The organism is Mesorhizobium sp. WSM4983 (genome assembly GCF_029625765.1).
Classification (GTDB): Bacteria; Pseudomonadota; Alphaproteobacteria; order Rhizobiales; family Rhizobiaceae; genus Mesorhizobium.
Window position 1 is genome coordinate 149,378 of record NZ_JARTVM010000002.1, and the last position, 17,020, is coordinate 166,397.

Genomic DNA, 17,020 nt, shown 5'->3' on the forward strand with positions numbered 1-17,020 from the left:
TGAAGCGTCGCATGGCTACCCGCCGGCTTGTCGAGGCGATGGAACCAAGACAATCGCTTCAAGTTTTGAATTCTCCCCTCTTTCCAACCGTCGGCGACTGGCGATCTTCACCGCAAGTTCGGGGCGCCTCAGGTACAACAGCTCGAATCCGGTGCATCTGATGAGCGGCGCACGAACCTCACCCGGCGAGAGCGTTACCCGGAAACGCGGCCGTTCGCTGGCGGCACTTGGCCACACGAAACCACAAACCTATGAGGAGCTGCGCGCGGTGCTCTCCTCCGGCACCGTGCATTTCCCGAAAAGGATGCGCCAGGTCGCCATCTTCCTATGGCAGCATCCGAGCGACGTTGCGCTCGGCACCATCGCCCAGGTGGCGGCGCAGGCAGGCGTGCAGCCCTCGACGCTGGTACGCTTCGCGCAGATCTTCGGCTATGCCGGCTTTTCCGACTTCCAGGGCCTGTTCAAGGACCATTTGAAAGGCTCCTGGCCGGAAGGACGCACGCGCGACAACAAGGAACCGGCAGCAGCCGAACCCCACGCCGACTTGCATTTCCTCAACGGCATGGTCGGCGCCTCGCAGGCTTCTCTCAACCGCATCGGCAATGGTTTCGACACCGACAGCTTCGAGAAGATGGCCGACCTGCTGGCGGGAGCCGAGCTGATCTACGTGATCGGCAGCAAGCGCGCTTTCCCGGTCACCACCTATCTGTCGCTGACGCTGTCGCAGCAGGGCGTGCGCAACGTCTTGGTCGACAATGTCGGCTCGACCGCGCTCGATCAGGTCGGCTGCATAAGCCAGTGCGACGCGGTGCTCGCCGTTTCCTTCAGCCCTTACAACTCGATCACGCCAGACCTGGTCGCCCTCGCCCATGATCGCGGAGCACGCATCGTCGCCATCACCGACAGCACCTTCTCACCGCTGGTGAAACTCTCCGACACCTGGCTGGAAGTGGTGGAACAGGACTTCGCAGGCTTCCGCTCGCTCGCCGCTTCGCTCGCCGTCGGCATGGCTTTGGTCCACGGCGTCGTCGCGCGGCGGACAGGTTGATCGGCGCAGTTGACTGCAAGGAACTGTCGTTCCATATTCGAGAAAATAGAAACTTTGTTCCGGGAGGAGGAATGGAGGTTCGGCTCGACGGCAAGGTCTTGTTGATCACCGGTTCGACCCAAGGCATCGGCCGCGCGATTGCCTGGACGGCCGCCCGTTCCGGCGCCGAAGGTTTGCTGATCACCGGCCGCAACCGGCAGCGCGGCGACGCGGTCGCGGCGGAACTGTCGGCGATCGGGGCGCCGTCCGCTTTCCTGGCAGCCGACCTCGGCGACCCGGAGACTCCGGCCCTGCTCGCCGCTGCATGCACCGAGCGCTTCGGCCGCATCGACGGGCTGGTCAATGCAGGGGCTCTGACCGACCGGGCCTCCTTCGTCGATGCCGGCCTCGACGACTGGACATCATTGTTCGCCGTCAATGCGCGTGCGCCTTTCTTCCTGATGCAGGCGGCGATCGCCGACATGAAAAAGCGCGGACAAGGCGGCGCCGTCGTCAACATCCTGTCGATCAATGCGCATTGCGGCGCGCCGGATCTCGCCGTCTATTCCGCCACCAAGGGCGCCCTGGCGACGCTGACCAAGAATGCCGCCAACGCGCACCGCTTCGATCGCATCCGCGTCAACGGCATCAATGTCGGCTGGACCGACACGCCCGCCGAACGCGTCATGCAGGCCGAAACGCTCGGCCACGGCCCGGGCTGGCTAGACGCGGCCAATGCCGCGCAGCCCTTCGGCCGGCTACTCTCCGTTACCGACGTAGCGAACCTCGCCGTCTTCCTGCTTTCCGACGCGGCCGGGCCGATGACCGGCGCGCTGATCGACCAGGAGCAATGGGTGATCGGAGCGAACCGGTGAGCATCTCACCCTCCGCCAATCTCGGCCCCGCCCTGCTCGGCGGCCTGCCGCCTGAAGTCCGCAAACCGGCTTACGCTCGCTCGGCGCTGCAGCGGGGCATTGCCCATATCGGCGTCGGCGCCTTTCACCGCTGCCACCAGGCCGAATACACCGATGACCTCCTGGCGGATGATTTCGATCGCTGGGGGCTCGTCGGCATCAACATCCGGCCTCCCGTGCTCGCCGCGACGCTCGGCCGGCAGGACGGCCTCTATACGCGGCTTATCCGTCAGAACAACGACGTCGAGGCCCGCGTCATCGGCAGCATCGTCGGTGTGGTCGACAGCCAGCACAGCGCCGCGCCCGCACTCGAGGTGCTCGCCTCACCCGAAATCGAGATGATCACGATGACGGTGACCGAAAAGGGCTATTGCCACATCCCGTCGAGCGGCGCGCTCGACCTACACCATCCCGACATTGTCCACGACCTCGCCAACCCTGAGGCCCCGCGCAGCGTGCCCGGCATCCTGGCACGAGCGCTTGAGCTGCGCATGGGCTCGCATGGCCGCCCGGTGACGCTGCTTTCCTGCGACAACATCCCGGCCAACGGCGCTATCCTCGGCAATGTCGTGGGGACATTCGCCGAGCGGCGCGGCAACGGCTTGGCGGACTGGATCGCCGCCAATGTCGCCTTCCCCTCGGCCATGGTCGACCGCATCGCGCCGGCAACGACCGAGGACGATACCGAGACGGTCGAGCAGCGCTTCGGCTATCGCGACAGCGCCGTCGTCGTCGGCGAGCGCTTTCGGCAATGGGTGATCGAGAACCGCTTCGCCGGCCGCGTGCCGCGCTGGGACCGCATCGGCGCCGCTTTCGTAGACGACGTCACGCCGTTCGAGCATCTCAAGATGCGGGTGCTGAACGGCGCCCAGACGACGCTCAGCTATCTTGGCGTTTTGGGCGGCTTCGAGCACACATCGGACGCCATGGCCGACCCGTTGCTTGCCACCTTCGTCCGCCGCATGCTGACGGAAGAGACGCTGCCGACGCTGATGCCTGTGCCCGGCATCTCGCCGTCGGCCTATGTCGAGCAAAGCCTTTCGCGCCTCGCCAACACCGCGATCCGCCACCGCAATCACCAGATCGCTACCGACGGCTCGCAGAAGATCGTCCAGCGCCTGCTCAACCCGGTCAGTGATCGCCTGGCTAAGGGCCAAAGCATCGCGCTGCTGTCGGTTCCGATCGCGGGCTGGATGGCCTATCTGATCAAGGCATCGCCGCGCTTCGGACGCACCTGGCGAGTCTCCGATCCTTTTGCCGAAAAGATTGCGGCCATCGCCGACCGCGTTGGTTCGGACAGCAAGGCGCTTGCCAATGCAATCCTTGCCATCGAAGCCATCTTCCATCCGTCACTTGCTGCCAGCGACATGTTCCATGCAAATGTCGTCACCAGCCTCGATCGTTTGCTGTCAGATGATCCGATGGCCTTTGTCAGACATGTGTGCACTGACCCAACAGATGCACGGTTGAAGCGACCAGCACGATCTGCATAGTACGAAGCGGGAGGCATCATGAAGCTTGGACTGCTCACGGCACCATTTCCGGATATTGCCCTCGGCGATGTCGCCGACTGGGCGAACTCGGCCGGCTTCGAAGCGCTCGAGATCGCCTGCTGGCCGAAGACTTCGGGCGCCAGCCGCCGCTATGCCGGCACCAGCCATATCGACGCCGCCGGCACCTCCCCCGCGCAAGCCAAGGACATTGCCGCCGAGCTCGCCGGCAAGGGCCTGACGATCTCCGGTCTCGGTTTCTATCCCAATCCGTTGCATCCCGATCAGGCGCATCGCGATGCGGTGATCGATCACCTGAAGAAGGTGATCGTGCTGGCAAGCCGAATCGGTGTCTCGCTCGTCAACACCTTCTGCGGCGGCGACGCCTCGAAGACTGTCGACGACAACTGGCAGGCCGCGCAGAAAATCTGGCCCGCGATCATCGCCCACGCGCGCGAGCACGGCGTCAAGCTCGCCTTCGAGAACTGCCCGATGATCTTCAGCTATGACGAATGGCCGGGCGGACACAACATCGCCTATTCGCCCTATGTCTGGCGCCGGATTCTCGAGGCCTGGGGCGGCGACGTCGGCATGAATTTCGACCCCTCGCATCTCGTCTGGCAGATGATCGACAAGGAACGCTTCATCCGCGAGTTCGGCCCGCACATGCTGCATGTGCATGCCAAGGACCTGATGATCGATCATGATGGTTTGTATGAGCGCGGGATCCTTTCCGCAGGCATAGGCTGGCAGGTGCCACGCATGCCGGGGCTTGGCGACATCAACTGGAGCAGCATCTTTTCGGGCCTTTACCGGGCCGGATATGACGGGCCGGTGGTCATCGAGCATGAGGACCGCCGGTTCGAGGGAAGCGACGAGAAGGTCAAGCGCGGTTTTCTGCTGGCTCGCGACGTGCTGCGCCCCTTCGTCAAATGAGGGGACAAACGGCTAGGCTTCGATCGCTTCGGAGCCCAGGAACTGAAATCAATGTGGAGGAGTACTGAAATGAAGAAATACTTGACCATGGCCCCACTGCTTGCCGGCGCTGCCTTGCTTGCCTCGGTGGGCGTGTCGTCCGCCGAAGGCAAATACACGATCGGCATCTCCAACACCGTGCAGGGCAATGGCTGGCGTGAGGAAATGATCTGCGCCATGAAGGCCCAGGCGCTCGCCTCCGGCGAAGTGGCGAAGCTCAACATCGCCCACCGCAACACCGACGCCGCCGGCCAGCTCGAGGACATCCGCAATCTGATCAGCGCCAAGGTAAACGCCATCGTCGTCAACCCGGCCGATCCGGCCGGCATCAAGGCCGGTCTGGAGGAAGCCACCAAGGCCGGTATCGTCGTCGTCGCTGTCGACCAGGCGGTGACCGAGCCGTCCGCATACATCATCTCCAACAACCAGGAACAGTATGCCTATCTCGGCGCCAAGTGGCTGTTCCAGCAGATGGGCGGCAAGGGCGAGGTGCTGTACATGCGCGGCGCCGCCGGTGCTTCCGCCGACAGCGACCGCGACAGGGGTTTCAAGAAGGCGCTGGCCGAATTCCCCGACGTGAAGGTCGCGCAGGAAGTCTTCACCGGCTGGCAGCAGGATCAGGCCAAGCAGCAGATCCTGTCCTTCCTCGCCACCGGAACGCCGATCAACGGCATTTGGACCTCCGGCATCGACAACGTCATCGTCGACGCTCTGGTCGAGCAGCAGGCGCCGATGGTGCCGGTTGTCGGCGCCGACAATGCCGGCTTCGTCGGTCAGTTGAACACGGTTAAGGGTCTGGTCGGCGCTGCCGTCACCAATCCCGGCTCGATCGGCGGCGCCGGCGTTACGCTCGCACTGCAGATCCTCGACGGCAAGAAGCCGGCGCAGCAAACCGTTCTGGTCGAGCCGCAGCTCTGGGAAAATGTCACGGAGGAAGGCAAGGCCAAGCTGAAGGCGGCCGCCGACCCGTCGCTCAGCCCCGAATGGCCGGTCTCGATCTCTATCCCGGACTGGACCACCTACACCAAGGAGCAGATCGTCGCCTGCAAGGGTCCGGGCGAATAATCGCCCGACCGACTTCAACTTCGCAGATTTCGCAAAGCATCCTACGGTTTTTGCGATAAGGAACTGCGGCAGATAAGGTCGCTGGGACGGCAGGTGCGAACCTGCCGTCCTCGGTGCTTGATGCGAGAACGCTGGTTTTGACGACGAACGAATTGCCGAACAATACATTGCTGGACGCCACCGGCGTGGCGAAGAATTACGGCGCGGTGTCGGCGCTGCGTGACGCATCATTATCGGTGCTGCCGGGCGAAGTGCATGCGCTGATGGGCGCCAACGGCGCCGGCAAGTCGACCCTTGTTAAGATCCTGACCGGTGCGATCCCGGCGGATGCCGGCCGCATCCTGATCCGCGGCGAAGCTCGCGATGTCCGCTCTCCGGCCGCCGCGCGTCGCGCCGGCCTGCTGCCGGTCTACCAGGAACCGGCGCTGATCCCTGACCTCGATGTGCTTTCCAATCTCAGGCTCACTGGCACGCCGGTCGAGCCGTTCCGCGCCTGGGTGCGCGAGCTCGGCATTCCGAACCTCGACATACGCGAGACCGCGCGCGACATTCCGCTGGCCGTCCTGCGTGTGCTCGACCTAGCGCGTGCGCTCGCCGCCGAGCCCGACGTTCTGCTGCTCGACGAGATGACGGCCGCGCTGCCCGCCAACCTTGCCGAAAAAGTGCTGGAAGTCGTGCGCCGCCAGGGCGACAGCGGCCGCTCGGTCATCTTCATCTCGCACCGTTTCGTCGAGATCTCGGCGCTGTGCGACCGAGCCACAGTGCTGCGCGACGGCGCAACCGTCGGCGTGGTCGACATCGAGCCCGGCGTCGAGGAAAAGATCGTCGAGATGATGCTTGGCGCCCGTATCGAGAAGACCAGCGTCGCCGCGGCGCGCACGGCAAGCGAAGCGCCGGTCGTGAAGGACAGCCACCCTCGGCTTTCGGTCCGCAACCTGCAGCTCGGCACGAAGCTGCATGACGTCTCTTTCGATCTCGCCAATGGCGAGGTGGCCGGCGTCGTCGCGCTCGAGGGCCAGGGCCAGGACGAGCTCTTCGCCGCCCTTGCCGGCTCGATCCGCCCGGCCGGCGGCACGATCGCCGTCGATGGCGCGCCGGTGAAGTTCTTCCATCCAAGCGATGCCATCCAGGCCGGCCTCGCCTACGTGCCGGGTGACCGCACAGAGGCTTTAGCCATGCAGCGTTCGGTGCGCGAGAACATCGCGCTGCCTTTCAGCGCTGCGCTGCGCAAATGGGGACCGATCAAGGTGCGCCGGGAGCATATGGTGGTTTCAAGCGCTATCGCCCGGCTGCAGATCGACACCCGCGCACAGGGCGAGGTCCAGCGCCTTTCCGGCGGCAACCAGCAGAAGGTGACGATTGCCCGCTGGATCGCGGCAGATGCCCGCACCATCCTCTGCTTCGACCCGACGCGCGGCATCGATGTCGGCACCAAGCAGGAAATCTACAAATTGCTGCGCGAGCTCGCCGGCCTCGGCAAATCGGTCCTCTTCTACACATCCGAGCTGGAGGAAGTGCAGCGTGTCTGCGACCGCGTCATCGTCATCTTCGGCGGCCGTGTCGTCGACACCTTCCCGGTCGAGCTCGCCGACGAGCCGGCTCTGATGCGGGCCGCCTACGGCCTGCCGCGCGGCGCCAGGGCGGATGTCGGCATCCTTGCCGATGTCAGGCCAACGTCCGACGCGGAGACCGCGCCATGATGCGCTTTCTGCGCCGCCAGGGCTGGGTCGCCGGCCTGCTCGCCCTGCTCGTATTCCTGTTCGTCGTCACCAAGCTGATCCAGCCGGGCTACGGCAGCGGCGACTTCGGCTCGCTGGCGCGGGCGGTTCTCCCCTACGCCTTCGCCGTCGCGGCGCAGACTGTGGTGGTCATCGCCGGCGGCATCGACCTGTCGGTGGCCGCAATGATGGCGCTGACCAGCGTCACCGCCGCCTCGATGATGAACGGCGCCAGCGAGGAATATGCGTACTTCGTCGTGCCCTTCGTGCTGGCCATGGGCCTTGTGCTCGGCGCGCTGAACGGCCTCCTGATCGTGGTGACCCGAGTGCCGGATATCGTGGTTACTTTAGCCACGCTCTTCGTTCTGCAAGGCGCGGCGCTTCTGGTGCTTGACGCGCCCGGCGGCGCAGCCGCCGAGTGGCTGAAGGCCACCGTCGTCGGCACCATGCCGATCCCCGGCCTGCCGGATTGGGCCGATGCCTGGGTCCCGAAGGCGCTGGTGCTGCTGCTTGTCTGCCTCTTCGTCATCTGGATCCCGCTCAGGCGCTCGCGGCTTGGCCTCTCCATCTACGCCATCGGCAGCAACGAGCTCGCCGCCTTCCGCAGCGGTGTGCCGGTGGCCCGCACCAGGATCGTCGCTTACGCGCTCTCCGGCCTGTTCGCAGCACTTGGCGGGCTGTCGCTCACCATCAGCACCGGCATCGGCGCGCCAATCCCCGGTCCCTATCTGCTGGCCAGCGTCGCGGCGGTGGTGCTGGGCGGCGTCGCGCTCGGTGGCGGCAAGGGTGGGCTGCTCGGGCCGATCATCGCCGTCTTCGTGCTCAGGCTGGTGCGCACCGACCTGACGCTTCTGGCCATCGATCCCAACGTCACGGCCATCATCGAGGGCGCGATCATGGTCGCCGTGGTGATGTTCGGCGCCTTCATCACCATCCGGGGCCGCCCGGCAGGAGCAACACCATGACGAACAGCGCGACCATGCCCCAGCCGGTCTCGCTCGGCCGCCGCCTGAAGCGCTTCATGGCGGACCGGCCGCTCATTCCCCTGATCATCCTGCTCGTCATACTGGTGCTGATCCTGCAGGTTCTTCGCCCCGGGATCGTCAACGAGCGCTGGATCGCCAACACCGCCAAGTTCGCCATTCCGCTGGCAATCCTCGCCGGTTGTCAGACCATGACGATGCTCACCGGCGGCATCGACCTCTCGGTCGGCACGGTGGCGACGATGAGCGCCTTCATCATGGCGACGCAAATCGTCAACCAGGATCCGACGGTGGCTTTCATCCTCGCCATGCTGCCGGCGGTGCTAATCGGCCTCGTCAACGGCGTCGGCGTCGGCGTCTTTCGCGTCCATCCGCTGATCATGACGCTCGGCACCAGCCTGATCGGCACCGGCTTCCTGCAGGTCTACCAGCGCACCGTGATCGCCTCCGGCGCCAAGATTCCGGATTTCCTCAACTGGCTCGGCACCGGTCTCACCTACGGCTTCCCCAACGCGCTCTTCCTGTTCGTGCCGGTGGCGGTGCTGATCGTCTTCACCTTGAACCGTACAGGCTTCGGCCGCCTGCTCTACGCCGTCGGCGACAATGAGCGCGCTGCACGGCTTTCGGGCGTCCGCTACTGGCAGGTGATCACGGCGCTCTATGTCATCTCCAGCCTGCTCGCCGGCATCACCGGCCTGCTCTATATCGGCCTGATCAAGGCGCCCTCGCTGTCGCTCGCCGAGCCGCTGGTGCTACCTTCGGTGGCTGCCGCCGTCATCGGCGGCACCTCGATCTTCGGCGGCCGCGGCGGCTATATGGGAACGATTGTCGGCGCGCTGATCCTGACCGTGCTGACGACGCTGCTCACCATCCTGCATATGCCCGAAGGCGGCCGCCGCATCCTCTTCGGTTTCATCGTGCTGTTCGTGACCGCGGCCTATTTGAGGATCATCGAGGACAGGTAACAGGGGAAGCTATGCCGAGGCGTTGATTAGCTTGCCGCGCGCTGCGGCATGTATGGCCACAACAAGGTCTTTTTCGTCGAACGGCTTGCCGACGAGCGCGACATCGAGGGGGCGCTCCACGATTTTCTCCGCATCCGCATAGCCGGTGATCATAACCGCGGGCCAGCCGGCACGCAGATTGCGGGCAAACCGGATCACGTCTATGCCCGAGATAAGGGGCATGGCAAAGTCGGTGACGATCACGTCGAATCGATCCGGCTCTCTCTCAATGGCCGCAAGCGCTTCGGCTCCGCCGGAGGCCCCTACGACCTCGAAGCCGGACTGCCTGAGCGACATGGCCGTCATTTCTCTCAAGGAGTGGCTGTCATCGATGAGCAGAACGGTCAGTGATCGTTCGCCAACCGCCGTGGCGCGCTCCGCGTCGACGGCCTCGACAGCCTCTGCGCCGGCAACAGCGATAGCCTCGGTGACATCCTGCGGCTGATTGGATCGGGGCAGCCACAGTTCTATGATGGTGCCGCGGTCCACCTCGCTCTCTATCCTGAGCGTGCCGCCCGACTGCTTGGCGAAACCATAGACGGTGCTGAGACCCAGCCCCGTGCCCTTCCCGATCGGCTTGGTTGTGAAAAACGGCTCGACCACCTTGCTTATCATGTCGCCGGCAATTCCGGTCCCGGTGTCCTCGACAGCGACCACCACATAGTCGCCGGCCGGCAGTTCGTCGCCCGCGTGGCCGACGCTGCGGTTGCTCGTCCGGACGAGAACCGTGCCTCCCGAAGGCATTGCGTCTCGCGCATTGAAGATGAGGTTCATCAAGGCGAGCTCGAGCTGCGCCGCATCCACATACACGGGCCATGTGTCGTCACTCACCAGCCACTTGAAGCGCACGAGGCCTCCAAGGACAGGGGCAACCAACCCGTTCATCGTATCCCCAAGGCTCGACAAGGGTACTGCCACGGGCTTCAGGTCCTGGCGTCGCGAAAAAGCGAGCATGCGCTGGACGAGATCCCTGCCTTGCCCGGCGGAGCGGCGTGTCATGTCGAGGATCTTGGTAGCGTTGCCGTCCAGCGTCAGCTGTCGCTCGAGCAGGCTTAGGCCGGAAAGGATCGCCGCGAGGAGATTGTTGAAGTCATGGGCGAGTCCGCCGGTCAGTTTGCCGATCGCATCGAGCCGCTGCGACTGCAGCAGCTGGCTCTCCAGGCGGCGTTGCTCTGTTATGTCTTGCATGGTGCCAAGCAACTCGAGCCCAGCGTCATCTTTGGAAACCACGCCCCGATCGAAGAAGATGCGATATTCATCATTGGCGCACCGCCAGCGAAATTCGCAGCCATAGGACCCCGTCTCGCATGCCGCCGAAAGCGACCTGGTTACCTCCTCGCGATCGTCGGGGTGAACCCGGCTGAGCCCGAAATCCGGATGCGACAGGAAACGGCTCGGCGGGAACCCTGTCAGCCGCTCGACGCCTTTCGAGACGTAGCTTGCGGCGAAAGGCGCCTCAGCCGAGCGGGCATGAAAACAGATCGGAAGCGAGGCAAGAATCGCCTCCTGCCTTGCTTCCGAATGGCGCAGCGCCCGCTCGGCATCGAGTTTGTCCGACTTGGCCTTCAGCGCCTGTTCGAGCAGCCGCTGCTCCCGCGCCGCGTTTCGCTCGATCTCGCGCGTCTTCTCATGAAGATCGACGAAGACCATAACCTTGGAGCGAAGCATCACCGGGTCGAACGGCTTGAACAGGTAGTCGACAGCGCCGACGTCATAGCCGCGCAGCATATGCGCCTCTTCCTTGCTGATCGCAGTAAGGAAGATGATCGGCGTGTTTTTCGATCGTTCACGCCGGCGGATCAGCGTGGCCGTCTCGTAGCCGTCGAGGTTCGGCATGAGCACGTCGAGCAGGATGACGGCGAAATCTTCCTTGAGCAGGAAGCGCAGCGCTTCCTCACCCGACTGGGCGCAGACGACCTCGCCGACTTCGCCAAGCACCTCCGCGATGGCAAGCAGATTGCGTTCGTCATCATCGACCGCGAGAACGCGTGCCCGCAATCCTTCGACCGGTTCGCTTCTTTCTGCCTCGATCGCGGCCATTCCTTTTACCTGCCGGAGCGCTTTCAGATGGCGGTCATCAATGCCGGCGCGAAGGGCTCAGCCCGCGCTCGCGCGCGACCGATCCAAACCCGCAGCAACGCAAGCAGCAGATCGAGGTCGACCGGTTTGGCGATGTAGTCGGATGCGCCGGCGTCCAGGCATTTCTGACGGTCGCCTTTCATCGCCTTGGCGGTAACCGCGATCAATGGGATGTGGGCTATCGCCGGCATGGCCCGAATCCGACGCATGGTCTCGTAGCCGTCCATTTCCGGCATCATGATGTCGATCAAGGCGACATCGACGTCGGGTGTTTCTTCGAGCAACGCGATGCCGTCCCGGCCCCGTTCGGCATGCTGCACATCAATGTCGTAAGTCTCCAGCACGCTGGTCAACGAGTAGATGTTGCGAATGTCGTCGTCGACGATCAGAACCTTGGCGCCGGCGAGATCGGCATTGTCGACCTGCTCGGTGGCCAAGATCTGTTCGCTCTGCGTGTCGCTTGGCAGTGCCGCCGAGATCAGGAGCCCGAGTTGGCCGAAGTTGTCGGCACGTGGGACATCGCCTAGTGCCGGATGCAGCGCGACCTGCTGCAGAAACGCGTCCGGGTGCGGCGTGAAGAACAGCAGGCGCGGTAGAGCGTCGCTGAACTGAGACACGATTTCGTCGAGCATCTGGGCGTTGTCCTTGGCCGAACGCCCAAACCCGAAAACAAACGCATCATAAGCGGCGGCGCCCGGCTCGTCCGCGTTGGCGGCGACACGACCGACCGCGGTGACCGAGGTGATGCCATCTCGAATGGCTTCCACCAGGGCCAGGCGGCGCTCGGGATCGGGATCGGCGATCAGCACGTTGCGCTGCACCCTCAGGTTTCGCGAATGGATTTCCTCGAAAACGCGGGCGAGCTCACCAGCCGAAACCGGCTTGCTCGAAACGCTTGCAGCGCCCCTGCGCGTCAGCACTTCGAGATCCTCGGCGCCGGAGATGACATGGATCGGAATGTTCCTGGTCTTCTGGTCATGCCGCAGAAGGTCGAAAAGCACCCAGCCGTCGATGTCTGAAAGGCCGAGATCGAGCGTGATCGCATCGGGCATCAGCTTGCGGGTCAGTGCCAGCGTGCCGGAACCGGCCGTTGAAAGCACCCCCTTCAGTCCGGCGGATCGAGCAAGACCGAGCAGCAGCCCTCCAAAAGTCGGGTCGTCCTCGACAATAAGCACCACCCTGTCCGAGGGGTTGATCGTGTCACGATCGTCCGCAAGTTCTGGGGTACCCGAAGTGTCTGCTGGCTGGACGCCCGCCGCGATGACGTCGGCAGGCGAAAGCTCGATCGGCGCCGCCAGGCTGCTGCTGCGCGGGCCATCGAAGGGGATGACCAGGGTGAAGGTCGATCCCTTGCCTGGCTCGCTTTCGACGCGCAGCTCACCGCCGAGCAACCGGGCGATTTCCCGGCTGATGGAAAGGCCGAGGCCAGTGCCGCCGTATTTGCGGCTGGTCGTGCCGTCGGCCTGCTGAAAGGCCTCGAAGATGAGCTTTTGCTTGTCTTCCGGAATGCCGATCCCGGTATCGGTAACGGCGATCGCCAGCGCCCGGGGCGGCGCCGCACCGTTTTTGCGGCCGGTTCTCTCGGCATGGATGTTCAGGATCACCTCGCCATTGGAAGTGAATTTGAAGGCATTTGACAGCAGATTGAGCACGATCTGCTGCAGCCGCTTTTCGTCCGTGCGGATCGTCTCAGGCAGGGCTTGCTCGATCTTGATGGTGAAGCCGAGCCCCTTGTCAGCCGCAAGCTGTCTGAAAGTCCGCTCCATATGCTGGCGCAGGTGTGCGAGCGGCATGTCGTTGATTTCGATCGACACCGTGCCGGACTCGATCTTGGAAAGATCCAGTATGTCGTTGATGAGGCTGAGCAGGTCGGTACCTGCCGAGTTGATCGTACGCGCGAAATCGATCTGCTTGTCGTTCAGATTCCCCTGCTGGTTGGTCGCAAGCAGATTGGACAGGATCAACAGCGAATTCAGCGGCGTCCTCAGCTCGTGACTCATGTTCGCCAGGAATTCGGATTTGTATTTGGAGGTCAGCGCCAGTTGCTCGGCCTTCTCCTCCAGAGCCCGCCTGGCCATCTCGATCTCGAGATTCTTGTTTTCCACCTGCTTCTTTTCATTCTCGAGCAGTTGGGCCTTTTCCTGCAGCTCCTCATTAGTGGCGTGAAGCTCTTCCTGCTTCTTGGTGAGCTCGGTCTGACGCGACTGGAGTTCGGACGTCAGAAGCTGCGATTGCTTGAGAAGCCCTTCCGTGCGCATGGTCGCGGCGATCGTGTTGAGCACGATACCGACCGATTCCATGAGCTGCTCCAGGAAAAGGCGGTGCGTATCGCTGAACCGGCTGAACGAAGCGAGTTCGATGACCGCCTTGACCTCGTCCTCGAACAATGCCGGCAGGACGATGGCGCTCGCCGGCGGGGCCTCGCCCAGGCCGGAGGTGATGCGCAGGAAGCTCGATGGGACGTCATCGAGCATGATTGCCCGTTTGTCGGCGGCGCACTGCCCGATCAGGCCTTCGCGGAAGTCGACCCGTTGGCGGACGGTGGCCTTGCCTTCGGCGGCGTAGGACGCGGCCAGTTCCAGATAGGATTCTTCCTCGTCGCGATTGGTGACGTAGAACAGGCCATATTGCGCGTTCACCAGCGGCGCGAGCTCGGAAATGATCATCCGCGAAACCGTGGCAAGGTCCCGCTCGCCCTGCAGCATGCGCGAGAAACGGGCGAGATTGGTCTTCAGCCAATCCTGCTCGGCATTCTTCAAGGTCTGGTCCTTGAGGTTGCGGATCATCTCGTTGATGTTGTCCTTCAGCGCCGCGACCTCGCCGGAGGCCTGCACGCTGATCGAGCGGGTGAGGTCGCCCTTGGTCACCGCGGTCGACACTTCGGCGATGGCCCGGACCTGGGTCGTCAGGTTCGCCGCCAGCTGATTGACGTTGTCGGTCAGGTCGCGCCATAGGCCGGCGGCGCCCGGCACCCTGGCCTGACCGCCGAGCTTGCCCTCGATGCCGACCTCGCGAGCCACGTTGGTCACCTGATCCGCGAAAGTCGCCAGCGTCTCGATCATGCCGTTGATCGTGTCCGCCAGCGAAGCGATCTCGCCCTTGGCATCGACCGCAAGCTTGCGCTTCAGGTTGCCCTGGGCAACGGCGGTCACGACGTCCGCAATGCCGCGCACCTGGTTGGTCAGATTGGTCGCCATCAGATTGACGTTGTCGGTCAAGTCCTTCCAGGTGCCGGCCACGCCCTCCACCCGAGCCTGACCGCCGAGCTTGCCTTCGGTGCCGACCTCGCGCGCCACGCGCGTCACCTCGCCGGCGAACGAGTTGAGCTGGTCGACCATGGTGTTGATGGTCGACTTCAGCTCCAGGATCTCGCCCTTGACATCGACGGTGATCTTCTTGGACAGGTCGCCTCGCGCCACCGCTGTGGTAACTTCGGCGATGTTGCGAACCTGACCGGTGAGGTTCTCGGCCATCGAGTTGACATTGTCGGTCAGGTCCTTCCAGGTGCCGGCGACGCCGCGCACCTGTGCCTGACCGCCGAGCTTGCCTTCGGTGCCGACCTCGCGCGCCACGCGCGTCACTTCCGAGGCAAAGGAGTTCAATTGGTCCACCATCGTGTTGATGGTGTCCTTGAGCTCCAGGATTTCACCGCGCACATCGACCGTGATCTTTTTCGACAGATCGCCGAGCGCGACGGCGGTCGTCACCTCCGCAATGTTGCGCACTTGGCCCGTGAGATTGGCGGCCATGGCGTTGACGTTGTCGGTGAGGTCCTTCCAGGTGCCGGCGACGCCGCGCACCTGCGCCTGTCCGCCGAGCTTGCCGTCGGAACCCACTTCGCGCGCGACGCGCGTCACCTCCGAGGCGAAGGAGTTCAACTGATCCACCATCGTATTGATGACGTCCTTGATCTGCAGGATTTCGCCCAAGGCGTCGACGGTGATCTTCTGGGTCAGGTCGCCGGTGGCGATTGCGGTCGCGACCTTGGAGACGTCGCGCAACTGCACGGTCAAATTGCCGGCCATCGCGTTGACATTGTCGGTCAGATCCTTCCAGGTGCCGCCGACGCCCTCGACATGCGCCTGACCTCCCAGTTTGCCTTCCGAGCCCACTTCGCGCGCCACGCGGGTGACCTCCGACGCGAAGGAATTGAGCTGGTCCACCATGGTGTTGACGGTGTTCTTCAGTTCGAGGATTTCGCCCTTCACATCGACGGTGATCTTTTTCGAAAGGTCGCCCCTGGCAACGGCCGTGGTCACATCGGCGATATTGCGCACCTGCCCGGTCAAATTGGCGGCCATCAGGTTGACGTTGTCCGTCAGGTCCTTCCATGTGCCGCCGACTCCGCGGACTTCAGCTTGGCCGCCCAGCTTGCCCTCGGTGCCAACCTCGCGTGCCACGCGTGTGACTTCCGAGGCGAAGGAGTTCAGCTGGTCCACCATCGTGTTGATGGTGTTCTTCAGCTCCAGGATCTCGCCCTTCACATCGACGGTGATCTTCTTCGAGAGGTCACCCAGTGCCACCGCGGTAGTCACTTCGGCGATGTTGCGCACCTGACCGGTAAGATTCGCAGCCATGGAATTGACGTTGTCGGTCAGGTCCTTCCAGGTGCCGGCGACACCGCGCACCTGTGCTTGGCCGCCGAGCTTGCCTTCCGTGCCGACCTCGCGCGCCACGCGCGTCACCTCGCCGGCAAATGAGTTGAGCTGATCGACCATGGTGTTGATGGTCGATTTCAGTTCCAGGATTTCGCCTTTCACGTCGACGGTAATCTTCTTGGAGAGGTCGCCCAAAGCCACCGCCGTCGTCACATCGGCGATGTTGCGGACCTGGCCGGTCAGGTTGGCGGCCATCAGGTTGACGCTGTCGGTGAGGTCCTTCCAAGTACCGCCAACGCCCTCGACACGGGCCTGGCCTCCGAGTTTGCCCTCGGTGCCGACCTCACGCGCGACGCGGGTCACCTCCGAGGCGAAGGAGTTGAGCTGGTCCACCATCGTGTTGATGGTGTTCTTCAGTTCGAGGATCTCGCCCTTCACGTCGACGGTGATCTTCTTCGACAAGTCGCCAGACGCGACAGCCGTAGTCACCTCCGCAATGTTGCGCACCTGGCTGGTCAGGTTGGTCGCCATCGCGTTGACATTGTCGGTCAGGTCCTTCCAAGTGCCGGCCGCCCCCCTGACGCGTGCCTGACCGCCCAGCTTGCCTTCGGTGCCGACCTCGCGCGCCACACGCGTCACCTCCGACGTGAAGGAGGCGAGCTGCTCAACCATGGTGTTGACGATTTTACCGATGCGCAGGAATTCGCCACGAAGCGGCCTGCCGTCAATTTCCACCATCATGGATTGGGACAGATCGCCCTTGGCGACCGCGCCGATGACGCGGGCAACTTCCGCGGTGGGCTGCACCATGTCCTCGATCAGGTCGTTGACCGAACGGACGCTCGATTCCCAGCTGCCTTTGGCGTTCCTCACATGGCCGCGTTCCCCGATGCGGCCGTCCTTGCCGACGACCCTGCTCAGCCGCGCAAATTCTCGCGCCATCTGGTCGTTCAACTCGACGATCTGATTGAATGTGTCGGCGATCTCGCCGTTCAACCCTTCATAAGAATTCTCGATGCGGACGGAGAAGTCACCGTTTCGAAAGGCTTTGAGGGCGTTGAGAATCTGACGGGAATCGAATTGTTCCTTTGACGAACGAGAAACGCCCACACTCCCCTCCGCGCCTGCCCCGACAGCTATATTAAGCCGAGGGCCAGAACGCATCGC

Annotated in this window: 10 protein-coding genes; 8 read left to right on the plus strand and 2 right to left on the minus strand. The window is 63.6% G+C overall.

The features are described from left to right. The first annotated feature begins 160 nt into the window (after positions 1–160). The 8 genes from P9254_RS07975 to P9254_RS08010 all read left to right on the plus strand — a co-directional run bounded on the left by P9254_RS07975 (position 161) and on the right by P9254_RS08010 (position 9,137). The gene (locus P9254_RS07975) at positions 161–1,048 is read left to right on the plus strand and encodes a MurR/RpiR family transcriptional regulator (RefSeq protein WP_278053108.1); all 888 of its coding nucleotides are present in this window, start codon (positions 161–163) and stop codon (positions 1,046–1,048) included. Positions 1,049–1,119: 71 nt separating this feature from the next. Then, the gene (locus tag P9254_RS07980; RefSeq protein WP_278053109.1) at positions 1,120–1,902 is read left to right on the plus strand and encodes an SDR family oxidoreductase; all 783 of its coding nucleotides are present in this window, start codon (positions 1,120–1,122) and stop codon (positions 1,900–1,902) included. Then, positions 1,899–3,434, plus strand: a complete 1,536-nt coding sequence (locus tag P9254_RS07985; RefSeq protein ID WP_278053110.1) for a mannitol dehydrogenase family protein — start codon at positions 1,899–1,901, stop codon at positions 3,432–3,434. Before P9254_RS07980 ends, P9254_RS07985 begins: the two co-directional genes overlap by 4 nt. 18 nt (positions 3,435–3,452) lie before the next feature. Beyond that, the gene (locus tag P9254_RS07990; protein ID WP_095783498.1) at positions 3,453–4,367 is read left to right on the plus strand and encodes a sugar phosphate isomerase/epimerase family protein; all 915 of its coding nucleotides are present in this window, start codon (positions 3,453–3,455) and stop codon (positions 4,365–4,367) included. A 69-nt stretch (positions 4,368–4,436) separates the two neighbouring features. Beyond that, positions 4,437–5,471, plus strand: coding sequence for an ABC transporter substrate-binding protein (locus P9254_RS07995; protein WP_278053112.1), 1,035 nt, complete (start codon positions 4,437–4,439; stop codon positions 5,469–5,471). 152 nt (positions 5,472–5,623) lie between these two features. Continuing rightward, positions 5,624–7,171, plus strand: coding sequence for a sugar ABC transporter ATP-binding protein (locus P9254_RS08000; RefSeq protein ID WP_127247248.1), 1,548 nt, complete (start codon positions 5,624–5,626; stop codon positions 7,169–7,171). Beyond that, a complete protein-coding gene (locus P9254_RS08005) occupies positions 7,168–8,154 on the plus strand; it encodes an ABC transporter permease (protein WP_067003944.1) in 987 nt (328 codons plus the stop codon). Before P9254_RS08000 ends, P9254_RS08005 begins: the two co-directional genes overlap by 4 nt. Next, positions 8,151–9,137 carry an ABC transporter permease gene (locus tag P9254_RS08010; protein ID WP_067003946.1) on the plus strand — a complete coding sequence of 329 codons (987 nt, stop codon included), beginning with the start codon at positions 8,151–8,153 and terminating at the stop codon, positions 9,135–9,137. The genes P9254_RS08005 and P9254_RS08010 overlap by 4 nt, the downstream gene beginning before the upstream one ends. 9 nt (positions 9,138–9,146) lie before the next feature. Here P9254_RS08010 and P9254_RS08015 read toward each other — a convergent pair whose 3' ends face one another. Then, a complete protein-coding gene (locus tag P9254_RS08015; protein ID WP_278053114.1) occupies positions 9,147–11,216 on the minus strand; it encodes a response regulator in 2,070 nt (689 codons plus the stop codon). Positions 11,217–11,239: 23 nt separating this feature from the next. After that, on the minus strand, positions 11,240–17,017 hold the full coding sequence (locus P9254_RS08020) for a HAMP domain-containing protein (RefSeq protein WP_442920301.1): 5,778 nt from the start codon (positions 17,015–17,017) through the stop codon (positions 11,240–11,242). Positions 17,018–17,020 lie beyond the last annotated feature (3 nt).